The organism is Streptomyces sp. SolWspMP-5a-2, assembly GCF_900091845.1.
Classification (GTDB): domain Bacteria; phylum Actinomycetota; class Actinomycetes; order Streptomycetales; family Streptomycetaceae; genus Streptomyces; species Streptomyces doudnae.
Window position 1 is genome coordinate 17,432 of the sequence record NZ_FMCI01000089.1, and the last position, 26,399, is coordinate 43,830.

The following is a 26,399-nucleotide window of genomic DNA, read 5'->3' on the forward strand; positions in this document are numbered from 1 at the left end:
CTAGGCCTCGGTCACCCATGAGCTATACAGGTTGATCTTCTTACGGAAGTTCTCGTATTGTCCCTGGTTCCAGCGATGATTGAACGTCGTCTCGGGGCAACTCGGGTCGGTGAGGGGCGGCATAAGCGGGTACAGGTCTAGCCAAGCGCTCAGGTCGGCTAGAATCGTCTTGAGAGCTGTGGGAGTGTCGCTGTAGCGCGTAGCTTCGTGCCAGGCTTGGATGCGTTCGCCGAGCAGAGTCGTGAGAATGACAGACGGTACACTGAAGGTCTGCTTGAAATCTCGGATGTACTTCAGCAGTCTGATGACGCGACGCAGCTGTCCGTTGGCCAGACTATCCTTCTCTTTCATCCAGTCGGTGAATCCTTGAGGGTTGGTATCCTCGAATTCATTCTCGGCATAGTTGACGATGACTTCGCGGCCGTCCGACAGAGTGATGTAGGGCACCACATCGACGTGGCAATCGCCCGCGTAGACGATGCGGCAGCACCGGTTCTTCTTGGTGACCTTCGACTTGTAGGTGGTGGACCGCTTGAACGCAGCCCGGACCTCCCGAAAGTAGTCTTTGGGCTTCCAGTCCTCCACCTCATCCATGTGAAGGAGAAAGTCTGCGTCAAACTCGTGATTGTTGAATGGCTTGATGATGGTGCGGTGAGCCCAAGACCCCTGCGGGATGTGCGTCTTGTAGAGGTCGCCGATCTGGCTGTCGGACTTCAGGGTCGATGTAATCGCGTTCACACGGTCGTTGAGTTGGTCGAGACGTGTCTGGTTGAGGTTCACAGTGTCTGCAAGGAATGCACTGAAGTAGGCCAGCAGTTTCATGAGATCTCCAGCGCGCCTGTGTAGCGTCCGTCAGTCCGGTCGTAGATGGCCATCTTCGGGTGCACATGAGCGTCATGGACTCGTCCCAAAGCTACGGCTGCCGAAACCGGGGCTGCGGCCAGAACGTGCAGGGTCTGCATGTGCTTGTGCTGGGCTTCCAAGGAGGAGAGCATCGAGCGCAGCGAGTTTGTGAATTCGCTCAGCGTTTCGAGGGAGTCGATTACATCGACTGAGGGCACCTTGCCAGCAGGGTTGATTACCCAGCGCGGTAGTTCCTTTAGATGCTCGGGAAGTTCGTCTGCCTGGATGGACCCGGAGACGTTGAGGACCAGGACCCCCTCCTTGGCGCCCTGTGGGTGGTTCTGCGGTGGAGTGGTGGTGAAGCTGATGCCAGGCGCCGGGTTGTCGGGCCAGTTCCATGCCTCTGTGCTGCGGTGACGTTGATAGATGGTCACGGCAAAGGTGTCGTCGAGGCGAGAGCCGAAGTAGACGAGCAATGGCAGACGCGCGAAGCCGAAGGCGCTGACGTGGTGTACGGCGTCCTCGCGCAGTGCCTCAGCGAGCCGATGCTCAAGGATTCGATCGATCTGCCGCTTGCATTGCTCCCAGTAGGCTGGCTCGCCCTCCTCCTCTCCGATCACGTTACGGAGGTCGATTTCGAACCCGTCACCGTGCAGGCTCAATGGAAAGTCCGGGAACCGCTCCTCTGAGCGGATCACCGCTTCGGCGGCCGTCGGCTTGGTCAGCTCAACCTCGTAGCCACGTACCGGTCCGATCAACCGGATCACCGCGGTTCCATTCTGAGGACTCAGACCAGTCATGCGCCGGATCCAAGCCTCGCGCTCGCGCTTGATCGCCCGCAAGCGCTCCACCGTCATGAGGTCGAGTGACCCCCTGCGGTCGATCTCGTCGTGCTCACCTCGACACAGAAGCATCAGGTTGTCAGCTAGGTCCCGCTTGTCTTCTGGGAGCGGGTCCATGCCTCGCGGAGAGCCAGGTGCTACGTCTCGGCCCACGATGTGGGCTAGTTCCCCGAGGGTGAAGTCCTTGTACGTGAGCTTGCCTTCGAGCAGGTAGTTGCCGCAGAACTCACAGCGCCCCCCGGCGCGGACCCAAGCTTTCAAGCGTTCTGTGTCAGAGATGGCCATGTGCCCTCTTCTCGCGCATCGTCCCATCGAAGACGGAAGTACCTACAGAGAAGCACGTGCCACTGACAGTTGGGGTCACGCGCGTCCTCACTCCAGCCTCACCGACAACCTCCTTGGACTGCCGCCCCCACATGGATAGCTACGAGCCTCGAACTGGAAGGCGTTGCGCTCGGTCCTCTCCGCTACGTCGCGGGCCATGACCTGGGTTGGCATGATGCGGAGGCTGTCGAGGGTCTCGCGGGCACGCATGAACGTGCCAGCGAAATGCGTTCAGTTGCGGGTGACGGCGATGAGCAATCCGGTTGCGGTGGCCATGAGCATCATGGCGGCGAGAGCCCCAGTGGCTGGGACGCCCCAGGTTGGGTGGCGGTGGAGCGCGGCCGCAACGCCGGCGCCGACGAGCAGCGTGACCACAACCAGCAGCAGGATTAGGAGCAGGGCGGTCAGGTTCATGCGGGCCGTCCCTTCCATGCGGCTGCCGCAGCGGCACGCTCGGTGTGCCGTTTGCCGAGACGAATGAGCTTGGTGCGGACCCGCTCCCCGAGGGCGCGGGGATCACAAGTAGCGAACTGCGCCGGATCGAGGGCGATGACGTCGGCAGCGGCCTCGGCCCAGCTGGTGACCCGCGTACTGGCCCAAGTCATCGCGACGGCATGCTCGATGGGACGGAGCTGTGCGAGGACAGAGGTGACGCGCGGGTCGTCGGGCAGGGTGCCGGTCAGTACCTCGTACGGGTCCGGGCCGTCTGAGATGAGGTCGTACGTAGTCAGGTCGTCGATGATGCGGAAATCCAGACTCCAGAGACGCTCCCCCGCGACCCGACGCCGCGACATGGGAGTCAGCTGGCGGTGGAGGATGCGTGCTTCGGTCCTGAGGCAGTCGAGTGCCGTGGGTGCGAGGCTGCCGCTGCTCAGCAGCGGTGATGCCCAGTCGCCCAGCAGCGCGGTCGACACCGACTCGCGCCACCCACTCCACAGGCCCAGCACGTCGGAGGTGAAGGCGTCGATCTGGGGGATGTCGTCCAGCAGGGCTGCCTGGCGGGCATTGAGCGCCTGGACAACGTCCGGCACCGGACGTCCCATCTCCAGGAAGCTCCTGGCGATCGTCTCAGCGTTCGGCTGGGGTGTGGGGACGTGCTCGTACTCGGAGGAGTGGGCAAGCAGCTCGCGGGCGCCGACTTCCAGGATATGGCGGGGTGGAACCTTGCCCGTCGGACGGGTTGCGACGGTTCCGTCCGAATACACGGCGACGAGACCGCCGTCGACATCCCAGTGCACGGGGATGACGGACTCCACATAGACCTCGGACAGCGGGTCTGCCGGGGCCTGCGCAGTTCCCAGGAACTGAGTTGTCCGCCTCACTAGGTCGAAATCGACCTCCGGGCGGGTGCACGGTCGCGTGGCTGCGTCGAGGGGTGGGAAGTGGGACGGGGCGTCCTCGGCGGTCATGAGAACTCCTTAGATTGTGGACACCTTTGCCCCTCGGTCCCGGCACGGCCCACTTCCGGCAAAGAATCTCAGAACTCCTCCTGTGGCCTCCGTCACATCGAATGGAGATCGTGCGCGAGCGACCTCGTGACCTGCTTCTAGCCGAATGTCGCGGCTCGCTGCCACGTGTCATGTGCGGGACCGCTGTGACAGGAATCGCTGGAATGTGACATCTATCGCGTGAAGTCACAACAGCCCCCGTCCCCCGGCCGGAGTACTTTTGCAAGCAGGCGCTTGCAAAAGTTAGCGAGGGTGGGGCATGGTGGAGGCATGGCTTCGCTCAACGTCGGCAATCTCGGCGACTACCTCCGCGAGCAGCGGCGCACCGCGCAGCTGTCGCTGCGGCAGCTCGCCGACGCCGCCGGGGTGTCGAATCCGTACCTGAGCCAGATCGAGCGCGGGCTGCGCAAGCCGAGCGCGGAGGTGTTGCAGCAGGTCGCCAAGGCCCTGCGGATCTCCGCCGAGACCCTCTACGTGCGCGCGGGCATCCTCGACGCGGAGCGGGACCGGGACGAGGTGGAGACCCGTGCGGTGGTCCTCGCCGATCCCACACTGAACGACCAGCAGAAGCAGGTCCTGCTCCAGATCTACGAGTCCTTCCGCAAGGAGAACGGGTTCGGGACCGAGGACGGCCCCGCCACCCGCAGACCCGACGCGGACGCCGCCACCACCGGTCCGGCCGCCGGCCGGGACGCCCGCGACGGCGCTCCCGACCCGGCGACCGGGGTCGAAGGTCCCGGTGCCGACGGTCCGCGTCCGGTGCGCGAGCCCCGCGCGGACGGCGGCCACCCCGGCCCCGGCACCGCCCGCAGCGGCAGGACCGCCCGCACCACGAAGAACACGGGCATCAGCAAGAACACAGGCGTCAGCAAAGACACGGGCGTCAGCAAGAACACAGGCGTCGGCAAGGACGCAGGCGCCGCCGAGAACTCAGGCACCGACGACGGCAACGACGCCGACCCGCAGCAGCCCGCCGGCTGAACGCGCCCGCAGCGCGTCGTGCCCGGCGGCCGTCCGGCCGCGGGACATCCACACCACCCTCAGCTGCACACGCGATCCGGGAGGACCATCACCATGGCCATCACCGACGACCTCCGCAAGACCCTCAGCGACCCGACGCCGCTCTACTTCGCCGCCGGCACCGCCGACCTGGCCATCCAGCAGGCCAAGAAGGTGCCCGTCCTGGTGGAGCAGCTGCGCGCCGAGGCGCCCGCCCGTATCGAGGCCGTCCGCGGGACCGGCCCCAAGTCCGTCCAGGAGAAGGCCCAGGCCCGCGCCAAGGACGCCGGTGCCAAGGTGAAGGAGACCCAGGAGTCCTTCCAGGCGAAGGTCTCCGAGTTCATCACCTCCCTCGACGGCGACATCAAGAAGCTCGGCAGCACGATCGACGCCGATCTGAAGAAGCTCGGCGAGTCCGCCCAGGACCTCGCGCTGCGCGGTGTCGGCGTCGCCGCCGAGTACGCCGTCAAGGCCCGTGAGACGTACGAGAAGGTCGCCGAGCACGGCGAGCAGACCGTCCGGACGTGGCGCGGCGACGCCGCCGAGGGCATCGAGGACTTCGCCGTGGCCGTCGAGCCCAAGGGCGAGCCGGTCGAGGTCAAGGACGAGAAGCCGGGCACGGTGAGCGGCGACACCCCGGTCGCCCCCGCGCCGGCCGCCGCCGCCCCCGCCGCCCCGAAGAAGCCCGCGGCCAAGAAGGCGCCCGTCCGCAAGCCCGCCGCGAAGAAGACCACCCCGCCCGCCAAGTAGGGCGCCCCGCAGGCGGAGCGCGGAGAAGTGGTCCGGGCCGGGCACTCCTGGAGTGCCCGGCCCGTTCACCGGGTAGCGGCTCCCCGTGAGCGGGTACGGTGACCGCGTACGGACGAGCCGAGTCGGGTGGTGGACAGAGTGCTGATGCAGGGGTTCGCGGGCTTCATGTGGCTGTTGAGCATGGGCCTGATCGTTTTCAGCGGCTTCGCGTTGTTCGACGCGGTCACGCGCCGCGACGACGCCTACCGCGCGGCCGACAAGCAGAGCAAGACGTTCTGGCTGATCGTTCTCGGGATCGCCTTCGTGGTGAACCTGATCTTCAACGTCCTGTCGTTCCTGCCGATCATCGGGCTCATCGCGACGATCGTGTACATGGTCGACGTCCGTCCCGCCCTGCGCGGCCTCTCCGGAGGCGGGCGCAGCCGACGCGGCTCCAGCAGCGACGGCCCCTACGGGCCCTACAACGGCGGCCGCTGACCCGCACGGCCGGACCCGGCACCGCCGGTGACCCGCACGGCCGGACCCGGCCAGGTCGCTGACCTGTCACCGCCGCTGACCTGTCACTGCCGCTGATCCAGCAAGGGCTGATCCGGCACGGGCTGGGCTGACCCGCACCGCCGACCGCACGGGCCGACCCCGTGCCACCCTTCGCCTGCCTCGCCCTCGCCCCTCGCTCCCCGCCCCCCGCTTCTCGCCGTGAGCCTCCGGTTCCTTCCCGGGCCGGAGGCTCGTCGCGTCACGGCGTCCGGTCGAGCAGCAGGACCGCCACGTCGTCGGTCAGTTCGCCGCCGTTGAGGTCGCGCACCTCGTTGACCGCGGCCCGCAGCAGCGCCTCGCCGGTCAGTCCCTCGGCGAGCTGACGGCGGACCATCTCCACCATGCCGTCCTGGCCGAGCCGTTCGAGGCCCGCGCCGGTGCGGCCCTCGATCAGACCGTCCGTGTAGAGCATCAGGCTCCACTCGGCGCCCAGCTCCACCTGCGTGCGCGGCCAGCGGGCGCCCGGCAGCAGGCCGAGGGCGGGGCCGTTGTTGTCGAACGGGAGCAGTCGCGCCGGGCGGCCGGGGCGCGCGATCAGCGGCGACGGGTGCCCGGCCAGGCAGAGTCCGGCCCGGCGGCCGTCGGGCGCGATGTCGACCGCGCACAGGGTCGCGAAGATCTCGTCGTCGGAGCGCTCGTGCTCCAGGACCTGCTGGAGCGTGCCCAGCAGCTCGTCGCCGCACAGGCCCGCCAGGGTCAGCGCCCGCCACGCGATCCGCAGCTCCACACCGAGCGCCGCCTCGTCGGGCCCGTGCCCGCAGACGTCGCCGATCATGGCGTGCACCGTGCCGTCCGGGGTCCGCACGACGTCGTAGAAGTCGCCCCCGAGCAGCGCGCGGGAGCGGCCGGGGCGGTAGCGGGCGGCGAAGCGCAACGGCGAGCCGTCCAGGAGCGGAGTCGGCAGCAGGCCGCGCTCCAGGCGGCGGTTCTCCTGCGCGCGGACCCGGCCCTCGGCGAGCCGCCGCTCGGCCGTGTCGGACCGCTTGCGCTCGACGGCGTACCGGATGGCGCGGCTCAGCAGCCGGGCGTCCAGTTCGTCACGGAAGAGGTAGTCCTGGGCGCCGACCCGGACCGCCTCGGCGCCGCGCTCGGCGTCGTCGGACGCGGTGAGCGCCAGCACGGCGTGCCGGGGCGCCAGTGCGAGGACGTCGCGCAGCACACCGAGTTCGTCGGGCTTGCCGGAGTCGCCGGGTTCCTGCGCGTCGGCCGCCTTGTCGGTCCTGTCGGCGTCCGGGTCGGTCCTGCCGCGGGCGGGCAGCGCGAGGTCCAGCAGGATGCAGTGGACGTCGTCGGTGAGCAGCCGCGCGGCCTCGGTGAGGTTGCGGGCGCTGCGGACCCGGATGGGGCGGTCGGCCGCGTCCCGCAGTTCGGGCACGACGGTGGTGCCGCCCGGGTCGTCCTCGATCAGCAGCAGCGTGAGGGGCGGGGTGTTCGGGATGTTCGGCGCAGGGGTGGACGACGCGGTGGTGTCCGGTGTCGTGACCTGCGGTCGCGCGGTCGTCGTGGTGTCCGGCGTGCGCGGACCCTCGTCTATGGAGGGGCCGCCACCGGAAGGCGCGGCCGGCGCCTGACCACTCTCCACGGCCGGGATCGCTCTCTGCCGCGGTACGGGTACGGGCATCTTCCTGGGTTCCTTCCCTCCCCCCGAGGGCATGGCGGGGCGAGGGACCTCGACCCACCGACCGGGACCATAGCGGGTGTCGGCGCCGCAGCGGAATGGCGCGGGCCACGCCTCCCGGCACGGAGCCGCCGTCATATGCGCTGATCCCCACCGCAGTTGGACAGGCTGGTGAGCTGGGACAATGACGAACGTCACGTCGGCGCGCGGTGGGGGCCGAGGCCGGGTGGGCCGGGTCACGTGACCCCGGTCTCAGACGGACGCACCCACGCCCCGACCCGGACCACGCGATCCCGGTCCCCGGCGGACGGACCACAATCACACGCGGATCACGCGCCCCCGTTCCCCGCCGGACGCACCCGCGCCCCGACCCGGATCACGCGCCCCCGCTCCTCGCCGCACGGCCCGCGCTCCGACGTGGCCGCGGGCCCGTCGACGCGGCTGCGCGGAGGTGCGCCGCCTCACGCGTCCGGGCGGACCACCCCGAGGATCGGCATCGAGCCCGCGCCCGCGATCGTCACCGTCCGGCCCGGTCGCGGGGCGTGCACGATCGCGCCGTCGCCCACGTACATCCCGACGTGGGTGGCGTCGTCGAAGTAGATGACCAGGTCGCCGGGCCGCATGTCCTTCACGGCGACGTGCGGCAACTGCTTCCACTGCTCCTGGGAGGTCCGCGGGATGGGGTCGCCCGCGCTCGCCCACGCCTGGGACGTCAGCCCCGAGCAGTCGTAGCTGTCCGGGCCCTCGGCGCCCCACACGTACGGCTTGCCGATCTGGGCGGTGGCGTACGCGACCGCCTTCGCCCCGGCCGTCGTCGCCTTGCCGCCGGCGTCGTCCAGCGCCCCGGAGTCCAGCCAGGCCGTCTGGGCGCGGCGGGCGGCCTCCGCCTCCAGCTCGGCGAGGCGCTTCTTCTCCGCCTTCTCGAGGCGGGACTCCAGCTTCTCGGCCTCCGCGATCCGCTTCTTTATCTTCGTGCGGGCCGCGTCCTTCGCCTTGCGGTTGGCCTCCAGGTTCTTCCACTGGGCGGAGGCGTCCGCGGCGTACTGCTCCAGGTCCTGCTGGGTCCTGGCGACCTCCCCGATGAGCCCCTTGGTCGCGCGCTGCCCCTGGAGCACCCGGCCCGCGCCGTCGAGGAAGTCGTGCGGGTCGTCGCTGAGCAGCAACTGGGCCTCGTCCGGGAGGCCGCCGGTGCGGTACTGGGAGGCGGCGGCCGCGCCCGCGCGCTTCTTCAGGTCGGCGAGCTTCTCCTGGCCCGCGACGATCTTCTTCGCCAGCTCGACGATGGCCGCGGACTGCCGCTCGGCCTTCTCCTCGGCGGCGTTGTAGGAGTCGGTGGCGACGCTCGCCTCGCGGTACAGCCGCTCCAGCTTCTCGCGGACGGCTTCGAGGTCCTTGTTGGGTGCGGGCGCCGACGTGCCGGGCGAGGCGGACGACGAGGGTGCGGAGGGGGTGGGCGACGCGGGGGTGGGCGACGCCTTCGCCGCGGACGTCGGCGCCTTCGACGGGAGCGGGGCGGGGGCCGCGAACGCCGTGGCGGGCGCCGCCAGCACGGTGACCCCGCACACGACGGTCACGGCCATGGCGATCAGACCGCGTCTGCCGGTACCCATACGCATCCCCCCACCTGATTTACCGTCAGTAACTTACGGTGCCTGGGGGATCGTGCCACGGCCGTGCCCAGAACGACAGAGGCAGGTGGAAGTCCGACTTCCCCCTTCCCGTCCCCGTCCGGGTCCCCGTCCCCGTCCGCTTCCCCCTTCGCCCGCCTTCCCTTCCGCTCCCGTCGGGGCTCCCGGTCGGCGGTGCCCCGCTTCCCCTCCCCGCGCCCGGCGGGCGGCCGCCGTGCACGGGGCGTGACGATGTCCCCGTCTCTGTGACGAACGGCCCGCGGCGATCGTTCCCGGCGCGACGGGCGAGGTCGGGGCGTTCTCTACCCGCCCCGGGTCCCGTTCATCCGCGCGGGGCCAACGCCCCCCAGGCCACGGTCACTTCGCCCTGCCGCCAGCGGCCGGGACCGTCCGTGACCGGCCAGTCCGCGGTGAGCGCCCGCACCGCGCGCATCCAGCGCTGCCGCGCGCCGTAGGAGGCGTAGGGCGCGGCGGCGGCCCAGGCGCGGTCGAAGTCACGGAGGAAGGCGTGCACGGGTTCGCCGGGCACGTTGCGGTGGATCAGCGCCTTCGGGAGGCGTTCGGCGAGGTCGGAGGGGCGCTCCAGGGAGCCGAGCCGGGTCGCGAAGGTCACCGTCCGCGGGCCCTCGGGACCGAGCGCCACCCACACGTGCCGCCGCCCGATCTCGTCGCAGGTCCCCTCGACCAGCAGCCCGCCCCGGGAGCCGGACGCCGGATCGGCCGGGGCCAGCCGCCCGCACAGCCGCTGCCAGACGGCGGCGACCTGGTCCTCGTCGTACTGGCGCAGCACGTTCGCCGCGCGCACCAGGGACGGCGGCCTGGGCACCGGAAGCTCGAACCCGCCGTGCCGGAAGACCAGCCCGTCGCGCTCGTACGGCCGTGCCGCCGCGACCCGCGCCGGTTCGATCTCGACGCCGGTCACGCACGCGCGCGGGGCGACCGCGCGGAGCCTGCCGAGCAGCTCGACGGCGGTCCAGGGGGCGGCGCCGTAGCCGAGGTCGACGGCGAGCGGGGCGTCGGCGCGGCGCAGCTCGGCGCCGTGCGTGGCGGCGATCCAGCGGTCCATGCGGCGCAGCCGGTTGGGGTTGGTGGTGCCGCGCGTCACCGTTCCCACGGGGCGGGCGGCTGCGCGGGCTGTCATGGGTACGAGGGTAAGCCGGGGCGGACCCCTCGACGGGCCCCCGGCCCAGGCCACCCGGACAGCTCCCTGAATACGTGCGCCGACCCGCCCCGGAAGCCCGTTCCCGGAGCCCGCACGCTCTCAGGACCCCTTCTCCGAGCCCGCGACCCCCCCCACAGGGCCTGTTCTCCGAGCCCGCGCCCCTCTCCCACCTGGCCTGTTCTCCGAGCCCGCCCGTCCGCGAGCCTGTTCCCAGGAGCTCCCCGCCTCGCCGGTTCACAGATCGAAGGTAATGATTCGATAAAAGCACTCGCGCGCGAGGCCGTCGGGAATGGGAATCGCCCGCGTGGCTGTTGAACCGCCTCGGAGGGCGCACCGGGTCCTCCGTCCGGCATGCCCGCAGCGAGGAGGAACGCCACGTGAGCCAGTACGCCGGCAGGTTCGGGCGCCGCTCGCCGAGCGCGCCCTCGCGGCTCCGGCTGCACCGCCGCCCGCGCCGCGTCGCGATGCTGTCCGTGCACACCTCACCGCTCCACCAGCCGGGCACCGGCGACGCCGGCGGCATGAACGTCTACATCGTGGAACTCGCCCAGTGCCTCGCCGAGATCAACATCGAGGTCGAGATCTTCACCCGGGCGACGACGGCCTCCCTCCCGCCGACGGTCGAGCTGGCCCCCGGCGTCCTGGTCAGGCACGTGGACGCGGGCCCCTACGAGGGCCTCGCCAAGGAGGATCTGCCCGCCCAGCTCTGCGCCTTCACGCACGGCGTGATGCAGGCGTGGGCCGGGCACCGCCCCGGCTACTACGACCTCGTCCACTCGCACTACTGGCTCTCCGGCCACGTCGGCTGGCTCGCCGCCCAGCGCTGGGGCGCCCCGCTGGTGCACGCCATGCACACCATGGCCAAGGTCAAGAACGCGAGCCTCGCCGCCGGGGACAGCCCCGAGCCCGCGGCCCGGGTGATCGGGGAGACCCAGGTCGTCTCCGCCGCCGACCGCCTGATAGCCAACACCGCCGAGGAGGCGGGCGAGCTGGTGCGGCACTACGACGCCGACCCCGACCGGGTCGCCGTCGTCCATCCGGGCGTCAACCTGGACCGGTTCAGGCCCGCCGACGGCCGGGCCGCGGCCCGCGCCCGCCTCGGGCTCCCGCAGGACGCCCTGATCCCGCTCTTCGCGGGCCGCATCCAGCCGCTGAAGGCACCCGACGTGCTGCTCAGGGCGGTGGCGGTGCTGCTGGACGAGCGGCCCGAGCTGCGCTCCCGGATCGTCGTGCCGGTGGTCGGCGGCCCCAGCGGCAGCGGCCTCGCCAAGCCGGAGGGGTTGCAGAAGCTGGCGGCCAGGCTCGGGGTCGCCGACGTCGTGCGGTTCCGCCCGCCGGTCGGGCAGGACCAGCTCGCCGACTGGTTCAGGGCCGCGTCCGTGCTGGTCATGCCGTCCTACAGCGAGTCGTTCGGGCTGGTCGCCATCGAGGCGCAGGCGACCGGCACGCCGGTGCTGGCCGCGTCCGTCGGCGGTCTGCCGGTGGCGGTGCGCGACGGCGAGACCGGGTTCCTGGTGCGCGGGCACGATCCGGCCGGGTACGCGCGCGTGCTGCGCGAATTCGCCGACCGGCCGCACCTGACGGCGGAGCTGGGCGCGAACGCGGCCCGGCACGCCCGCGCCTTCGGCTGGAACGCCTCGGCCGCCGCGACGGCCGACGTCTACACGGCCGCGACCCAGGCGCACCGCCGTCGCGTACGCTCCCACCATGGCTGATGCTGACGCGCAGAAGGAGGCCGCCCGGGTCGTCGAGGACGTCCTGAAGGACGCCGAGCTGGCGTGGGAGAGCCCGGAGCCGGGCACCTACGTGGTCCAACTCCCGGGCACCCGCAAGCTGTCGACGACCGTCTCGCTCCGGGTCGGCCGCCACTCGCTCTCCCTCAACGCCTTCGTCATCCGCCACCCGGACGAGAACGAGGCGGGCGTCCACCGCTGGCTCCTGGAGCGCAACCTCAAGCTGTACGGCGTGAGTTACGCGGTCGACCGGCTCGGCGACGTCTATGTCACCGGCCGGCTGCCGCTGCCCGCGATCACCCCGCGGGAAACGGACCGGCTCCTCGGCCAGATCCTGGAGGCGGCCGACGGCGCCTTCAACACCCTGCTGGAGCTGGGTTTCGCCGCCGCGATCCGCAAGGAGTACGCCTGGCGGGTCTCCCGGGGCGAGTCGACGCGCAACCTCGACGCGTTCACGCACCTGACGCACCGCCCGGCGGACTGACCGCCCCGCGCACCGAACCCCCTCGCACGGAGGGCCCGCCCCCTCCCGGCTCCGGCTCCGGCTCCTCCCGACCGGCGCCGGACCTACCGGACCGATCCACAGGAACGTCCTACCGGACCGGTAGGCGGGACCGGTCCGCCGAACCGGTAGGCCGGTCCACCGGTCCACCGAACCGCTAGGCCGGTCCACCGGTCCACCGGTCCACCGAACCGCCAGGCCGGACCGATCTACGGGACCGGACGTACCCCGCACCCGGCCCGGTACCGTCCCGGCGGGACTCCCACCAACTTGCCGAAGTGGCGCGTCAGATGGGCCTGGTCGTAGAAGCCGGTCAGCGTCGCCACCTCGCCCGGCAGACCGCCCTCCAGCAGCAGCCGTCTGGCCCGGCCGACGCGCCGGGACATCAGGTACTGGTGCGGCGCGATGCCGTACGCGCGGCTGAACGCCCGTACCAGATGGGCGGGATGGGCGTGCAGGAGCGCGGCGGCGTCGTCGAGCGCGAGCCCGTCGACGACGTGCTCGTCGAGCAGGTCGCGCAGTCGGCGGGCGAGCACCGGATCGGCGGACGGCCGGGCGGACGGCCGGGCGGCGAGGTGCGCCCGCAGCCGCTCCCCGATGAGCGCCAGCCTGCTCCCGGCCTCCAGTTCCTCACCGGGGCGGGCGAGCGCGGTGTGCAGTTGCCCGACGCGCCGACGCAGCAGCGGGTCGCGCAGGTCGGGCCCGTCGACGGCCGGTCCGATCAGGTCGTCCGGGAGGTGACTGGCGTCCAGGTAGACGACGCGCTTGCGGAAGCCGTCGGCGGTGGCGGGGGCGCCGTTGTGCGGGACGTGCGGAGGCAGCAGGCTCACGGTGTCGTGCGGGGTGCCGTGCTCGTGCCGGTCGAGGTCGTACCGTACGGCGCCGTCGTCCACGATGAGCAGCGTCCACGCGTCGTGCACGTGCATCGGGTAGGCGTACTCGGTGAACCGGGCGTGGAAGACCTCCACCACACCGGAGACCCGGGGGCGCCAGGCGGACACTTCCCGCTGGGGGCGCTGGGCGGCCATGCAAAGAACGTACAAGACGGGGCGGGACCGGGCCCGGCAGTCTCATTCCATGAACAGCGAACCGACCGCCCCCGCCGTGCCCCGCTTCGACACCAAGCTCGCCGTCCTGCTGCGCGACGACCTGGAGCCCTGGCAGCGGCTGAACGTGACCGCGTTCCTGGTCAGCGGCCTGGGGTCGCGGCTGCCCGAGGTGATCGGCGAGCCGTACGAGGACGCCGACGGGGTCGGCTACCTGCCGATGTTCCGGCAGCCGGTGCTGGTCTTCGAGGGCGCGAAGGAGACCCTGACGGCGGCCCACGCGAAGGCGCTGTCCCGCGCGCTGCCGAGGGCCGTCTTCACGGCGGACCTCTTCGCGACCGGCCACGACGAGGCGAACCGGGCGGCGGTCCGCGCGGTCCCGACCTCCGCCCTCGACCTGGTCGGCCTCTCGGTGTACGGCCCGAGGAACGCGGTGGACAAGGTGCTGAAGGGGGCACGGATGCACCCGTGAGCAGACCGCGGGGGCTCGCCGGGCGCCCGCGCGGGGCGGTCGCAGCCCGACCGCCGTCTCAGACGACGGGCGAGGTGGCGTCCGAGCGCCCGGCGGCGCCGGAGAGGCCGCCGCCCTCCGCCCCGACCGCCCCGGTTCCCGCCGTTCCCGCCGTTCCCGCCGACTCCGCGGTTCCCGTGGGTGCCGCCGTCGAGGCCGTCGCGGTGACGGTCTCGCTGATCGGGGGCAGCCCCCGCATCAGGGCCGCGTACCCCACGGCGGCCACCGTGCCGACGACCGCGCACAGGCCCCAGAGCCACTGCGCGCCGTAGCGGTCGATGACGAAGCCCGACATCAGCGGCGCCACCAGGGCCGCGACCGCCCAGGAGAGCGTGTACATGCCCTGGTAGCGGCCGCGCCCGTGGACGGGGGAGAGGCGCACGACGAGACCGGTCTGGGTCGGCGCGTTCACGATCTCGGCGAGGGTCCACACGCAGACGGTGAGCGCGAAGACACCGACCGACCCGGCGAACGCGGTGAGCCCGAAGCCGTACCCGGCGAGGATCGCCGACACGACCAGCAGCCGCTTGGGGTCGCGGTGCTCGATGAACCGGGTGACGGGGATCTGGAGCACGACGATCAGCACCCCGTTGACGGCGATGGCCGTGCCGTAGTCGGCGGGTGTGAACCCGGCCGCGCCCATCGCGACGGGCAGCCCGATCGAGCCCTGCTGGAAGATCACCGAGATCAGGAACGACAGCCCGACGACGCCCATGAACCGGCCGTCGCGCAGCACCGTGCCGAGGCCGATCTCGTCCGCGGCCTTCTTCTCGGCGGGCGTCCGCTGCGGCCGGGACTCCGGCAGCTTCAGGAAGACGACGACCGCGCAGACCGCCGTCATCCCGGCCTCCAGCAGGAACCCGGCGAGGTAGCTGAACTCGGCGATGAACCCGGCGGCCACCGAGGAGATCGCGAAACCGAGGTTGATGGCCCAGTAGTTGAGGGAGAAGGCCCGCACCCGGTCCTCGGGCGCGACGATGTCCGCCATCATCGCCTGCACGGCGGGCCGCGACGCGTTCGACGCCATGCCGACCAGGAAGGCGACGGCGGCGATGGCGACGGGGTGGTGCATGAAGCCCAGCAGGGCGACCGAGGCGGCCGTCGCGGACTGCGCCACGAGCAGGGTGGGGCGGCGCCCGAGCCGGTCGGTCATCACCCCGGCGCCCAGCGAGGAGAGCACGCCGCCGAGCCCGTGCAGGGACGCGACGAGGCCCGCGTAGGAGGCGCTGTAGCCGCGGTCGATCGTCAGGTACAGGGCCATGAAGGTGGCGACGAACGCGCCGAGCCGGTTGACGAGGGTGCTGGTCCACAGCCACCAGAAGTCACGGGGCAGGCCGGAGACGGTCTCCTGGGCGGCGCGTCTGAGGCTGGCGAGCGGCATGGTTCTCCCCCGGGACCGACAACAGTGGGTAAGTGTCTGAGGCGACATGGGGAAGTTACATTCGCGGCGCTCACCCGAGCCACCCGATTAACAAATGCCGTCAACTGTCCGGCCTCCGGGCGCCTGCGACGGGCCCCGAACAGGTGGATTACGCTCTGACCCATGGCCGACGCACCGTACAAGCTGATCCTCCTCCGCCACGGCGAGAGCGAGTGGAACGCGAAGAACCTGTTCACCGGCTGGGTGGACGTGAACCTCAACGAGAAGGGCGAGAAGGAGGCGGTCCGCGGCGGCGAGCTGCTGAAGGACGCCGACCTTCTCCCCGACGTGGTCCACACGTCCCTCCAGAAGCGCGCGATCCGCACGGCCCAGCTCGCGCTGGAGTCCGCCGACCGCCACTGGATCCCCGTCCACCGCTCGTGGCGCCTGAACGAGCGTCACTACGGCGCTCTCCAGGGCAAGGACAAGGCCCAGACGCTCGCCGAGTTCGGCGAGGAGCAGTTCATGCTGTGGCGCCGGTCCTACGACACCCCGCCGCCCGCCCTCGAGGACGGCACCGAGTTCTCCCAGTCGGACGACCCGCGCTACGCGACGATCCCGCCGGAGCTGCGCCCGCGCACGGAGTGCCTCAAGGACGTCGTCCACCGCATGCTGCCGTACTGGTACGACGCGATCGTCCCGGACCTGCTGACCGGCCGCACGGTCCTGGTCGCGGCCCACGGCAACAGCCTCCGCGCCCTGGTCAAGCACCTCGACGGCATTTCGGACGCGGACATCGCGTCCCTGAACATCCCGACGGGCATCCCCCTGTCCTACGACCTGGACGCCGACTTCAAGCCGCTGACCCCGGGCGGCACCTACCTCGACCCGGCCGCGGCGGCGGCAGCGATCGAGGCGGTCAAGAACCAGGGGAAGAAGAAGTAAGCAGCGCTGATCAAGCCCCCTGCCTGCGGGTTCTCCGTCGGTAGGGGGCTTTTTTGGTAGGCGTGAGCCGTCTCTGGGCCGTTGGCCGGTTGATCGGGCCGTACTCAGTGCTTCAGGAAGTCCGGCTCCGGCTGCCCTCTTGTCTCTGCCCGGGCCCCCGCATCGCGGAGGGCCGAGACGGCTGCCGCCGCGTCCTCCTCGGACACGCAGGTGAGGATGACTGCGGGAACCTGCGCCGCCAGGATCTTGCCGCGCCAGAGGCTCAGCCCCGTCAGCCGACGCACGACCTGGACGACGTCCATCACACGGATACCAGGGTCGGTGAGCACCACGTCCTGAGGAACGTCGTCGCACACCAGCAAGAAGTGCCTGTCTGTCATTGCTTCACCCGCCCCTCTCCGGTTCGGAGGGTATGAGCCCTCAGCCGTCATGTCGCAAAGTTCTGGTGGCGTCGAAGACAAGCCGTCACGGCCTTGCGTGTGCTCTCCTGGCTGGACGGCATCAGATGCGCGTACACCCGGAGGGTCAAGCCCGGGTCCGAGTGGCCGAGGTACTCGGCGTGGGCCTTGATGTTCTCTCCCGCGTCCAAGAGCACCGAGGCGTAGAAGTGCCGTAGCGCGTGCATACCGTTCTCGCGGGACCCGGCGTACGGCTCGCCTGGCTTCCGCTCGGGGATCACGCCAGCCGCAGCCAGTGCCCGCTTCCACGCCTCCTCGTTGAGCGACGTCCGCCAGACGTGACCTCCGCGCGGTCCGGTGCGGCACGTCCCGGAGCTTGCCCCCCTTGGGCGGCGCGAACACTGCCTTGCTTCGGCTCAGCTTGAGCTGCTGGACCACGTGCAATGTGTCCGACTCGAAGTCGATCGCGTCGACGGCCACGCCGAGAATCTCGCCCTGTCGCAACCCGCAGCCGCCTCCCAGGTCGACCATGGCCCGGAACCGCTCGGGCATGCCGGCCCGGACGGCGAAGACGCCTTCCGGCGTCCAGGGGGCGACGCGCCTGTCGGTAACCGCAAGGGCCCGCAGTTTCCCAAGCTGAGGGCTCCGGCATCGTCGTCAAGGGTCGGCCGTCGTGGCCTGCTCTGGTCGGCACACCCCCGCCGTAGTGGCTGACTGTCGTCGGCTGAGGCGCAGACGAATCTGCGTCCAACTCTGAGCAGACCTCTCCCGTCACCCACCTGCGGCTGACGTGGCAGAACTGTGCATCCTGGGCACCATGACGACCCCCGAAGGCCCTTACGTGAAGGTGCATTTCCGGCTGGAGATCGAGGACGACTGGCCCCCGGCGTCGGTGGAGAGTCTGTGGGCGGTCGACCAGGGCGACGGCACCGCACGGCTCGACAACATCCCGTGGTTCGTCCGCGGCATCGCCTGCGGGGACGTCGTGGCCACCCAGCCCGACGAGGAAGGTGTGCGGTGGGCCGGCGACGTGGTCCGGCGTTCGGAGAACTGCGCCATCCGCCTCATCGTCCTCCGAGACGGCGGTTCGGGAGCAGCACGGCAGAGCGTGATCAACGCGTTCCACAAACTCGGCGTCGACGGCGAGGGCATCGAAAGGTTCCGCATGGTTGCCCTGGACGTCCCACCCACCGCTGATCTCGCCAAGGTGCAGAGGCTGCTCCGGCACGGGGTGACCAAAGAGTGGTGGCACATGGAAGAGGGCTGCATCACCGCGCAGTGGCGAGCCGCTTCCGTCGGCTGACGCCGTTCAGCGTGCCCATGGCTGGGCCGTCGCTGGGCCGTCCGAGGCCGCTCAACAGTGGCCAATGACGACCGACAACGACCACCAGGTGCACGAGCCCACCACCCCTGACCAGCAAAGACCCAGCTCACCAAGATCCCCGCCAACACCCAGGGCAAGAAGAAGTAGCCCGACCCCCGAGCCCCCGACCCGCGTCCACCTCGCGGGCGGGGGCTTTTGCTGTGGCCGGGCCCGGCCGGGCCGGACCGGGTCGTCAGGTGCGGCGAATGCCGGCAAGCCTGCTCGGTCGCCGCAAGCATCCCCGTCGCCGCAGCCGGGAGCGTGGATTCCCGCCCGCAGGCCCCCCGGCAGGTGCCCCCCACGGGTCCCCGCAGGCGCCCCCACATGTCCCCCCACGTGTCCCCCACCTGCCCCCGCAGACGCCCCCCCGCCCCCGCAAGCATCCCCCCGACGCCCCCCCCGCGCGGGGATCGGACGCCCGTGGCACCGGTCCCTCCCCTCGCGGGGACCGGTACCGGACGTTCCGGGGGGAATCCTGCCAAGGGGGCGGGTGGCGGGGGGAGTTCGGACCCTTTCCGGGCCTACGTCTCCGCAGGTCAGGCAGGTACGCTGGGTTTTCCGGTCCGGACGGCCGGCGTCGTGAGGGGAAGAACGGGGGAGGGTCTTGGGCTCCGCCTCGACGGTCCGTACCGCCTTCGCCGAACGGCTCGCGCTGCTCTACCAGGAGGCCGGGAACCCGCCCCTCAAGAGCGTCTCCGACGCCGTCGCGCGTCTGCGGCGCGTGGACGAACGCGGGCGCCCCGTACGGGTCTCCGCGCAGCGCATCAGCGACTGGCGCCGCGCGCGGAACGTCCCCGCGCAGTTCGCCGCCCTCGCCGCCGTCCTGCACGTCCTCGTCCCGCAGGCCCGCCGGACCCGGCCCGAGCCCGTCTCCGAGGGGCTCTACGACATCGCCCACTGGCAGCGGCTGTGGGAACGGGCCCTCGCCGACCCGGTGGAGGGGGACGCCACCGGCCCCGGCGCGCGGGAGGCGGACGCCGTCGGCGGGGTCTGCCCCTACCGGGGGCTCGCCTCCTTCCGGCCCGAGGACGCCCGCTGGTTCTTCGGCCGGGAGCGCAGCACCGACGCCCTCCTCGACCAGCTCCGCTCCGCCGCGCGCACCGGCGGTCTCGTCATGCTCGTCGGCGCGTCAGGCGCGGGGAAGTCCTCCCTGCTCAACGCCGGACTGGTCACCGCACTCGGGGACGGCGCCGCGGCGCGGCTGGTGCCCGGCGCCGATCCGGTCGCCGCGCTGACCGCCCTGATACCCGCCCTGGCCGGCGTCGTCACCGGGGCCGCGGGCTCCCCGGACGCCCCCGGCCTCGTCCCCGCCGCCCGGGACGCCGTCACGGCGTGGGCCCGGGACCCGAGCACGACGGGCACGACGGGCACCCCGAGCACCCCGGGCACCCCAGACCCCCCGGGCGCCGAGGGCCCGGCGGGCCGCCCCGCCGACCCCCTCGCGCGGCCCGTTCTCATCGTCGACCAGTTCGAGGAGGCGTTCACCCTCTGCGGCGACGACGCCCGGCGGCGCCTCTTCGTCCGGCTGCTGCACGCCGTCTGCGCCGGTGAGGACCCGCCCGTCCTCGTCGTCCTCGGGCTGCGCGCCGACTTCTACGAGCAGTGCCTCACCCATCCCGAACTCGCCGACGCCCTCCAGCACCGCCACATGGTCCTCGGCCCGCTCACCAGGGCCGAGCTGCGCGCGGCCGTCACCGCCCCCGCGAAGGCCGTCGGGCTCGAACTGGAGCCGGGGCTCGCGGAGCTGATCGTGCGGGAGGTCGGCGACGGGGCGCGCGGCGCGCACGGCTCCGGGGTGCTGCCGCTGCTGTCGCACGCCCTGCTCGCCACCTGGCAGCGCCGCACCGGCGGCCGGATCACCGTCGCCGGGTACCGGGCGGCCGGCGGCATCCAGGGCGCCGTCGCCGCCACCGCCGAACGCGCCTGGGCGGGGCTGGACCCGGCCGCCCGCACCGCCGTCCGCCATCTGCTGCTGCGGCTGGTCAGGCTCGGCGAGGACACGCAGGCGACCCGGCGCCGCGGCACCCGGCGCCAGCTCGCGGACGAGTCGGCCGACCCGGGAAAGACGGAGGAGTCCCTGGAGGCGCTGGTCAGGGCCCGGCTGGTGACGCTGGACGCGGAGACCGTGGAGATCACCCACGAGGCACTGCTGCACGCCTGGCCCCGGCTGCGCGGCTGGATCGACGAGGACCGCGGCGACCACCTGCTGCGCCAGCGCCTGGAGGAGGACGCCCGCGCCTGGAAGGGGTCCGCGAGGGACGCGTCCCTGCTCTACCGCGGCTCCCGGCTCGCGCAGGCGCACGCCTGGGCCAGGGCGGCCGGCGACGCCTTCCTGACCAGGACCGCCGCCGAGTTCCTGGCCGCGTCGAACCGGGTCCGCCGCCGCACCCGGCTGCTCAGCCGGGGCGCGGTCGCCGCGCTGACGGTCCTCGCCGTGCTGGCCGGGTGGGCGGCGATCGACGCCCGCAGGCAGCGCGACGACGCGGTGTTCGCGCAGGTCCTCGCCGAGGCGGACCGCTTCCAGTACTCCGACCCCTCGCTCTCCGCGCAGCTCACCCTCGTCGCCCACCGGCTGCGCCCGGACGACGTGGGCACCGGCAACCGGCTGGTCTCGATCGTCAACGCGCCCCTGGCCACCCCGCTCCTGGGCCACACCGGGCCCGTCTACCTCACCACGTTCAGCCCCGACGGCAGGCTCCTGGCCACCGCGAGCTACGACCGGACGGTCCGGCTCTGGGACGTCTCCGACCCGGCCCGCCCGAAGCCCCTGGGCGCCCCGCTCACCGGGCACACCGGCTGGGTCAGCAGCGCCGTCTTCAGCCCGGACGGCCGGACGCTGGCCAGCGCGGGCGACGACGGCACCGTCCGCCTCTGGGACCTCACCGACCCCCGCCGCCCCACTCCGCTGCACGCGCCGCTGACCGGCCACGGCGACACCGTCCACTCCCTCGCCTTCAGCCCCGACGGCCGCACGCTGGCCAGCGGCGGCAAGGACGACGCCGTCCGCCTCTGGGACGTCGCCGACCCGCGCCGGGCCCGCGCCCTCGGCAGCCCCCTCGTCGGACACACCGGCCCCGTCTGGTCGGTCGCGTTCAGCCCCGACGGCACCACCCTCGCGGCGGGCAGCGCCGACTCCACCGCCAGCCTCTGGAACGTCACCAACCCCGCCCACCCCTCCCGGGTCGGCGAACCCCTCGCGGGCGCCAGCGGCGAGATGTACGCCGTCGGCTTCAGCCCCGACGGCCGCACCCTCGCCTCCGGCAGCGGCGACGGCAAGGTCCGCCTGTGGACCGTGCCGGGCGGGGACATGCCGGGCCAGGTCGGCGCCTTCCGCCCGGACGGGAAGGTCCTGGCGACCGGCGGCGGCGACGGCGCCGTCCGGCTCTGGGACATGAGCGACCCGGCCCGCCCGGCGGCGCTCGGCAGGGGCTTCACCACCGGCCACCGGGCCCTGCGCTCCCTGACCTTCCTGCCCGGCGGCCGCACCCTCGCCGTCCTGATCGGCGTCGAGAACGCCGTCCAGCTCTGGGACGTCGCCGACCCCGCCCGGCCCGTCCCGCACGGCCCGCCCGTCCCGGTCGACACCCGGTACGCGGGCGCCGCCGCGCTCGCCGTCAGCCCCGACGGGCGCACCCTCGCCACCGACCGGGACGACCGCACCGTCCAGCTCCTCGACCTCACCGACCCGGCCCGCCCCCGGCGCGTCGGCGGCCTCCTCACCGGCCACACCGGCTACGTCAACGCCCTCGCCTACAGCCGCGACGGCCGGACGCTGGCCAGCGCGGGCGCCGACGGCACGATCCGGCTCTGGGACGTCGCCGACCGGCACCGCGCCCGGCTCCTGGGCACCCCGCTCGCCGGACACCTGGGCCCGGTCAACACCCTCGCGTTCGCCCCCGACGGCCGCACCCTCGCCTCCGGCAGCGACGACGACACGGTGCGCCTGTGGGACGTCGCCGACCCGCGCCGGGCCGCCCCGCTCGGGTCCCCGCTCACCGGACACACCGAGGCGGTCGCCTCCCTGACCTTCAGCCGCGACGGCCGCACGCTCGCCTCCGGCGGCAACGACAACACCGTCCGCCTCTGGGACGTCGCCGACCCCGCCGCCGCCTCGCCCATCGGCCAGGCCATGAGCCCCAACGCCAGGACCGGCAGCTTCCTCGCCTTCAGCCCCGACCGGAGCGTCCTCGGCGTCTCCAGCGGCGCCGACACCGTCCGCCTCTGGAACCTGGACACCGACCGCGCCACCGACCGGATCTGCGCGGGCACCGGCAACGTCCTCACCGAGGAGCGCTGGAAGGAGTACCTGCCGCGCCTCGACTACCGCCCGCCCTGCGGCTGAGACGGGCCGGGACACGCGGACGGGCCCCGGCGCGAGGATCGCTCCGGGGCCCGTCAGGTGGCACGGGTGCGGCGGCTAGCCGCACTGGCAGGGGCTGCCGGACTGGCAGCCGCAGCCGCAGCCCGAGCCGCAGCCGCACGCGCCGACGAGCGGGAGGCTCCGGACGTCGGCGGGCTGGTGCGTCTCGCGCTCCTGGGTGGGGTCGGGCGTGCTGGGGGTCTCGGCCATGGGTCCTCCTGGGGGGAGTCCGAGGGGCGGCGGCAGGTGCCGTCGCCCATTGGATGCCCGTTCGGCCGGGCGCATCAACGGCGCACTGTGGCGCCGTTCGGCGCCGCCCCCCGGGACGCCGCTACGCCCCCTCGCCCGCCCCCGCCGCGCCGATCTCCGGCTGGATGTCGGGCTGGAGGTCCGCCGCGTGCTCGCCCGTCACCAGGAACACCACCCGCTTCGCGACCGCCACCGCGTGGTCCGCGAAACGCTCGTAGTAGCGGCCCAGCAGGGTGACGTCGACCGCCGTCTCGATGCCGTGCCTCCAGCGGTCGTCCATCAGGTGCTGGAAGAGGGTGCGGTGCAGCAGGTCCATCTCGTCGTCGTCGGTCTCCAGCTGGAGCGCGAGGTCGACGTCCTTGGTGATGATGACCTCCGCCGCCTTCGCCATCAGGCGCTGGGCGAGCTGGCCCATCTCCAGGACGGTCGAGTGCAGGTCGTGCGGGATGGCGCGCTCGGGGAAGCGCAGCCGGGCCAGCTTCGCCACGTGCTGGGCGAGGTCGCCCGAGCGCTCCAGGTCCGCCGACATCCGCAGCGACGTCACGACGATGCGCAGGTCCGTGGCCACCGGCTGCTGGCGGGCCAGCAGCGCTATCGCCCGCGCCTCCAGGTCGTGCTGGAGCTCGTCCACCTTCTTGTCGGCCTCGATGACGCTCTCGGCCAGCTTGAGGTCGGAGTCGAGGATGGCGGTCGTGGCGCGTCCGATCGCCGAGCCGACCAGCCGGGCCATCTCCACCAGACCGTCACCGATCGAATCAAGTTCCTCGTGGTACGCGTCCCGCATCAGGTTCCCTCTCCTACGTGATCATCTGGGGCTGCCCGGGGCAGGCCCACGGGGCAGGGGCAAGGCCGAAAAGCGGCGCTTCGCACCCCCACGCTCCCACGTTCCGGCCTGTACGCGTCCGTTTCCGCCACCTCAAATGAACCACCACTGGCTCCTAGGTGAACTCTGGGCGACGAGTGTTCGAGGTCGCACCTCCGAGGCTGTGGCCAGCGGCTCGTCCATGCCTAACCTGGTCGCATGGACGTGAACGCGGCGGTCGCCGCAGCGGCAGCGATCGCCGGGGTACTCACCGGTGTCATCGCCATGCTGGCGTTCCGCTGGAGCGAACGCGACCTGAAACGCCCCACCCGCACCTCCCTGCACACCGATCCCGTGCTCCCGCCCGGCGTGGACACGGTCCTGTCGGTCCTGCGGTCCTCCGCCGTCGTGCTCGACGAGGCCGACGCCGTCGTCAAGGCCAGCTCCGCCGCGTACGCGCTGGGACTGGTCCGCGGCGGCAGGCTCTCCGTGGAGCCGATGCTCCAGATGGCCAGGGACACCCGGCGGGACGGCGAGATACGGCAGGTGGAGCTGGACCTGCCCAGGAGGGGTACCGGCCGGGGCGACGCCCTCGCCGTCTCCGCCCGGGTGGCCCCGCTCGGGTCGCGGCTCGTGCTGCTGCTCGTCGAGGACCTCACGGAGGCCCGCCGCATCGAGGCGGTCCGCCGTGACTTCGTCGCGAACGTCAGCCACGAGCTGAAGACCCCGGTCGGAGCCCTCTCCCTGCTCTCCGAGGCCGTCATGGACGCCTCCGACGACCCCGAGGCCGTCGAGCGCTTCGCGGGCCGCATGCAGATCGAGGCGACCCGGCTGACCAACCTGGTGCAGGAGCTCATCGACCTCTCCCGGGTGCAGAACGACGACCCGCTGGAGGACGCCGAGCCGGTCCGGGTCGACGAACTGGTCGCCGAGGCCATCGACCGCTGCCGGCACGCGGCGGGCACCAAGCAGATCACCATGGCCGCGGGCGGCACCGCCGACCTGCACGTCTGGGGCAACCGCGGCCAGCTCGCCGCCGCCCTGGGCAACCTGGTCGAGAACGCCGTCAACTACTCCCCGGCCCGCACCCGCGTGGGCATAGCCGCCCGCAGGACCAGCGCGCCCGGCGGGGACTCCATCGAGGTCGCCGTGACCGATCAGGGCATCGGCATCTCGGAGAAGGACAAGGAGCGCGTCTTCGAGCGCTTCTACCGCGTCGACCCGGCCCGCTCCCGTGCCACCGGCGGCACGGGCCTGGGGCTCGCGATCGTCAAGCACGTGGCCGCCTCGCACGGCGGGGAGGTCACCGTGTGGAGCTCCGAAGGCCAGGGCTCCACGTTCACCCTGAGACTGCCGGAGGCGGGGGCTGCCCGCGACCGCGCACAGCAGCACCCCGACCTCGACGACGAGGCCGGACACCCCGACTCGTCCGACGAGTCATCCCCGTTCGAACCGCTTCCCGCCCCGGAGGTCCTTCCGTGACCCGAGTGCTCGTCGTCGAGGACGAGGAGTCCTTCTCCGACGCCCTGTCCTACATGCTCCGCAAAGAGGGCTTCGAGGTCGCCGTCGCGACCACCGGACCCGACGGACTCGACGAGTTCGAGCGCAACGGCGCCGACCTCGTCCTGCTCGACCTGATGCTGCCGGGCCTGCCCGGCACCGAGGTCTGCCGTCAGCTGCGCGGCCGCTCCAACGTCCCCGTGATCATGGTCACCGCCAAGGACAGCGAGATCGACAAGGTGGTGGGCCTGGAGATAGGGGCCGACGACTACGTCACCAAGCCGTTCTCCTCGCGCGAGCTGGTCGCCCGCATCCGCGCCGTGCTGCGCCGCCGCGGCGAGCCCGAGGAGGTCACCCCGGCCGCCCTGGAGGCGGGCCCGGTCCGGATGGACGTCGACCGGCACGTGGTGACCGTCTCCGGCTCCAAGGTCGACCTCCCGCTGAAGGAGTTCGACCTGCTGGAGATGCTGCTGCGCAACGCGGGCCGGGTGCTGACCCGCATGCAGCTCATCGACCGGGTCTGGGGCGCCGACTACGTCGGGGACACCAAGACCCTCGACGTCCACGTCAAGCGCCTGCGCGCCAAGATCGAGCCGGACCCGGGCGCGCCGCGCTACCTCGTCACGGTCCGCGGTCTCGGCTACAAGTTCGAGCCGTAGACCGACCCGCGCACACAAGAAAGGGCGGGCCCCCCTCGCGGGGGCCCGCCCTTCTCCACGTACGGGTGGACGCCGCGGTCAGTGACCGGCGGGGGCCGACTCCGACTGCGACGCCGACGCCTCGCCCGAGGGGCTGCCCGAGGCCTCGCCGGTGCCGGAGGCCGGGTCCGCGCTCTGCGACGACGACTCCGAGGCCGACGGCGACGACGACCCGCTCGGCGTGGTGCCGGGGGCGGCCGGGACGGACGTCGGGCCCCAGGTCGAGAAGTAGCTCTCGGCCGGGACCACGAAGGCGCGCAGGCTCACGGCGCCGGTCTTGCTGAAGGTGAAGGTGACCTTCTGCGCGTTGCCGTCCTGGACGGCCTCACGGCTGGAGGAGACGACCGCGGACGCGTTGCCCTTGCCGCCGATGACGAGGGAGCCGCCGGCCGGGACGGTCAGCTTGCCGCCGCCCTTCGCAGGCTTGAGCTGCGCGGTCTTCCCGGTGCCCGGCAGGGTGACCGAGTCCAGGGTCTGGGCGGTGCGGCCGCCGTTGAAGAGGGTCGCCGAGACCACCGCGGGACCGGTCGACTTCAGGTCCGGCTGGGTGATGACGATGGCGTTCTGGATCTTGATGACCCCGACCTGGGTGGCCGCGTTGTCCGGCTTGACCTCCAGGGTCTGGGCGTTGTTGCCGGCCGCGCACGAGGCGAGCGAGGCGATCGAGAACGCGATGACGGCGGCGGCGGGGGCGCCGCGTCGAAGGCTGCTGCTCACGGCGGCGGCAACTCCTTGACTCGAACGTGGCGACGTGTAAAGCCGCCCTAAGTATGTGTCGGCG

24 protein-coding genes and 1 pseudogene are annotated in these 26,399 nt (G+C 72.1%); 11 read left to right on the forward strand and 14 right to left on the reverse strand.

Going from position 1 to position 26,399, the window contains the following annotated elements:
- The 4 genes from GA0115242_RS08645 to GA0115242_RS08660 form a co-directional block, all read right to left on the reverse strand.
- Entirely contained in the window at positions 1–822 is an 822-nt protein-coding gene (locus GA0115242_RS08645; RefSeq protein ID WP_093826262.1) for an SMODS domain-containing nucleotidyltransferase, read from the reverse strand.
- A complete protein-coding gene (locus GA0115242_RS08650) occupies positions 819–1,970 on the reverse strand; it encodes an HNH endonuclease (protein ID WP_237548932.1) in 1,152 nt (383 codons plus the stop codon). Before GA0115242_RS08650 ends, GA0115242_RS08645 begins: the two co-directional genes overlap by 4 nt.
- A gap of 270 nt (positions 1,971–2,240) precedes the next feature.
- The gene (locus GA0115242_RS08655; protein ID WP_093826266.1) at positions 2,241–2,423 is read right to left on the reverse strand and encodes a hypothetical protein; all 183 of its coding nucleotides are present in this window, start codon (positions 2,421–2,423) and stop codon (positions 2,241–2,243) included.
- Complete coding sequence (locus GA0115242_RS08660) at positions 2,420–3,418, reverse strand: hypothetical protein (RefSeq protein ID WP_093826268.1); 999 nt, start codon at positions 3,416–3,418, stop codon at positions 2,420–2,422. The genes GA0115242_RS08655 and GA0115242_RS08660 overlap by 4 nt, the downstream gene beginning before the upstream one ends.
- Positions 3,419–3,727: 309 nt before the next feature.
- Between GA0115242_RS08660 and GA0115242_RS08665 the strand changes: the two genes are divergently transcribed.
- The 3 genes from GA0115242_RS08665 to GA0115242_RS08675 all read left to right on the forward strand — a co-directional run bounded on the left by GA0115242_RS08665 (position 3,728) and on the right by GA0115242_RS08675 (position 5,683).
- Positions 3,728–4,438, forward strand: coding sequence for a helix-turn-helix domain-containing protein (locus GA0115242_RS08665; protein WP_093826270.1), 711 nt, complete (start codon positions 3,728–3,730; stop codon positions 4,436–4,438).
- Positions 4,439–4,531: 93 nt separating this feature from the next.
- On the forward strand, positions 4,532–5,206 hold the full coding sequence (locus tag GA0115242_RS08670; protein WP_093826272.1) for a hypothetical protein: 675 nt from the start codon (positions 4,532–4,534) through the stop codon (positions 5,204–5,206).
- Positions 5,207–5,350: 144 nt separating this feature from the next.
- Positions 5,351–5,683, forward strand: a complete 333-nt coding sequence (locus GA0115242_RS08675; protein ID WP_161353056.1) for a DUF2516 family protein — start codon at positions 5,351–5,353, stop codon at positions 5,681–5,683.
- 259 nt (positions 5,684–5,942) lie between these two features.
- Here GA0115242_RS08675 and GA0115242_RS08680 read toward each other — a convergent pair whose 3' ends face one another.
- From GA0115242_RS08680 to GA0115242_RS08690, 3 genes are all read right to left on the reverse strand, one after another.
- A complete protein-coding gene (locus GA0115242_RS08680; RefSeq protein WP_161353047.1) occupies positions 5,943–7,364 on the reverse strand; it encodes a PP2C family protein-serine/threonine phosphatase in 1,422 nt (473 codons plus the stop codon).
- A 458-nt stretch (positions 7,365–7,822) separates the two neighbouring features.
- On the reverse strand, positions 7,823–8,971 hold the full coding sequence (locus GA0115242_RS08685; protein ID WP_093826276.1) for a C40 family peptidase: 1,149 nt from the start codon (positions 8,969–8,971) through the stop codon (positions 7,823–7,825).
- A gap of 340 nt (positions 8,972–9,311) precedes the next feature.
- On the reverse strand, positions 9,312–10,130 hold the full coding sequence (locus GA0115242_RS08690; RefSeq protein WP_176729771.1) for a class I SAM-dependent methyltransferase: 819 nt from the start codon (positions 10,128–10,130) through the stop codon (positions 9,312–9,314).
- Positions 10,131–10,528: 398 nt separating this feature from the next.
- Between GA0115242_RS08690 and mshA the strand changes: the two genes are divergently transcribed.
- Positions 10,529–11,866 carry a D-inositol-3-phosphate glycosyltransferase gene (gene mshA, locus GA0115242_RS08695; RefSeq protein ID WP_161353049.1) on the forward strand — a complete coding sequence of 446 codons (1,338 nt, stop codon included), beginning with the start codon at positions 10,529–10,531 and terminating at the stop codon, positions 11,864–11,866.
- Positions 11,859–12,368 carry a YbjN domain-containing protein gene (locus GA0115242_RS08700; RefSeq protein WP_093826282.1) on the forward strand — a complete coding sequence of 170 codons (510 nt, stop codon included), beginning with the start codon at positions 11,859–11,861 and terminating at the stop codon, positions 12,366–12,368. Before mshA ends, GA0115242_RS08700 begins: the two co-directional genes overlap by 8 nt.
- Positions 12,369–12,595: 227 nt before the next feature.
- Here the strand turns inward: GA0115242_RS08700 and GA0115242_RS08705 are convergent, their stop codons facing one another.
- Positions 12,596–13,414: an AraC family transcriptional regulator gene (locus GA0115242_RS08705; RefSeq protein WP_093826283.1), complete on the reverse strand. Its 819-nt coding sequence runs from the start codon at positions 13,412–13,414 to the stop codon at positions 12,596–12,598.
- On the opposite strand from GA0115242_RS08705, the gene GA0115242_RS08710 reads away from it, so the two are divergent.
- A complete protein-coding gene (locus tag GA0115242_RS08710) occupies positions 13,413–13,904 on the forward strand; it encodes a DUF2000 family protein (RefSeq protein WP_370672258.1) in 492 nt (163 codons plus the stop codon). The two genes, GA0115242_RS08705 and GA0115242_RS08710, sit on opposite strands and share 2 nt — an antisense overlap.
- A 58-nt stretch (positions 13,905–13,962) precedes the next feature.
- Here GA0115242_RS08710 and GA0115242_RS08715 read toward each other — a convergent pair whose 3' ends face one another.
- On the reverse strand, positions 13,963–15,324 hold the full coding sequence (locus tag GA0115242_RS08715) for an MDR family MFS transporter (protein ID WP_093826287.1): 1,362 nt from the start codon (positions 15,322–15,324) through the stop codon (positions 13,963–13,965).
- 162 nt (positions 15,325–15,486) lie between these two features.
- On the opposite strand from GA0115242_RS08715, the gene GA0115242_RS08720 reads away from it, so the two are divergent.
- Positions 15,487–16,248, forward strand: coding sequence for a phosphoglyceromutase (locus GA0115242_RS08720; protein ID WP_093826289.1), 762 nt, complete (start codon positions 15,487–15,489; stop codon positions 16,246–16,248).
- Positions 16,249–16,352: 104 nt separating this feature from the next.
- Here the strand turns inward: GA0115242_RS08720 and GA0115242_RS08725 are convergent, their stop codons facing one another.
- Together GA0115242_RS08725 and GA0115242_RS08730 are read right to left on the reverse strand one after the other, a co-directional pair.
- Complete coding sequence (locus tag GA0115242_RS08725; RefSeq protein ID WP_093826291.1) at positions 16,353–16,628, reverse strand: ribosomal protein L7/L12; 276 nt, start codon at positions 16,626–16,628, stop codon at positions 16,353–16,355.
- A gap of 47 nt (positions 16,629–16,675) precedes the next feature.
- Positions 16,676–17,273 (reverse strand): annotated as a pseudogene (locus tag GA0115242_RS08730) (site-specific integrase); the annotation flags it as partial.
- 190 nt (positions 17,274–17,463) lie between these two features.
- On the opposite strand from GA0115242_RS08730, the gene GA0115242_RS08735 reads away from it, so the two are divergent.
- Both GA0115242_RS08735 and GA0115242_RS08740 read left to right on the forward strand, forming a co-directional pair.
- Complete coding sequence (locus GA0115242_RS08735; RefSeq protein ID WP_093826316.1) at positions 17,464–17,949, forward strand: DUF4265 domain-containing protein; 486 nt, start codon at positions 17,464–17,466, stop codon at positions 17,947–17,949.
- A 664-nt stretch (positions 17,950–18,613) separates the two neighbouring features.
- Positions 18,614–22,351 (forward strand): WD40 repeat domain-containing protein, encoded by a 3,738-nt coding sequence (locus GA0115242_RS08740; protein WP_093826293.1) that lies wholly within the window; start codon positions 18,614–18,616, stop codon positions 22,349–22,351.
- A gap of 75 nt (positions 22,352–22,426) precedes the next feature.
- Here the strand turns inward: GA0115242_RS08740 and GA0115242_RS40665 are convergent, their stop codons facing one another.
- Positions 22,427–22,579: a hypothetical protein gene (locus GA0115242_RS40665; protein WP_176729772.1), complete on the reverse strand. Its 153-nt coding sequence runs from the start codon at positions 22,577–22,579 to the stop codon at positions 22,427–22,429.
- A 121-nt stretch (positions 22,580–22,700) separates the two neighbouring features.
- The gene (phoU, locus tag GA0115242_RS08745) at positions 22,701–23,402 is read right to left on the reverse strand and encodes a phosphate signaling complex protein PhoU (RefSeq protein ID WP_093826295.1); all 702 of its coding nucleotides are present in this window, start codon (positions 23,400–23,402) and stop codon (positions 22,701–22,703) included.
- 237 nt (positions 23,403–23,639) lie between these two features.
- On the opposite strand from phoU, the gene GA0115242_RS08750 reads away from it, so the two are divergent.
- Together GA0115242_RS08750 and GA0115242_RS08755 are read left to right on the forward strand one after the other, a co-directional pair.
- Entirely contained in the window at positions 23,640–24,902 is a 1,263-nt protein-coding gene (locus tag GA0115242_RS08750; RefSeq protein WP_093826296.1) for a sensor histidine kinase, read from the forward strand.
- The gene (locus GA0115242_RS08755) at positions 24,899–25,579 is read left to right on the forward strand and encodes a response regulator transcription factor (RefSeq protein WP_015659563.1); all 681 of its coding nucleotides are present in this window, start codon (positions 24,899–24,901) and stop codon (positions 25,577–25,579) included. Before GA0115242_RS08750 ends, GA0115242_RS08755 begins: the two co-directional genes overlap by 4 nt.
- A gap of 78 nt (positions 25,580–25,657) precedes the next feature.
- Here the strand turns inward: GA0115242_RS08755 and GA0115242_RS08760 are convergent, their stop codons facing one another.
- Positions 25,658–26,335, reverse strand: coding sequence for a DUF461 domain-containing protein (locus GA0115242_RS08760; RefSeq protein WP_093826298.1), 678 nt, complete (start codon positions 26,333–26,335; stop codon positions 25,658–25,660).
- Positions 26,336–26,399 lie beyond the last annotated feature (64 nt).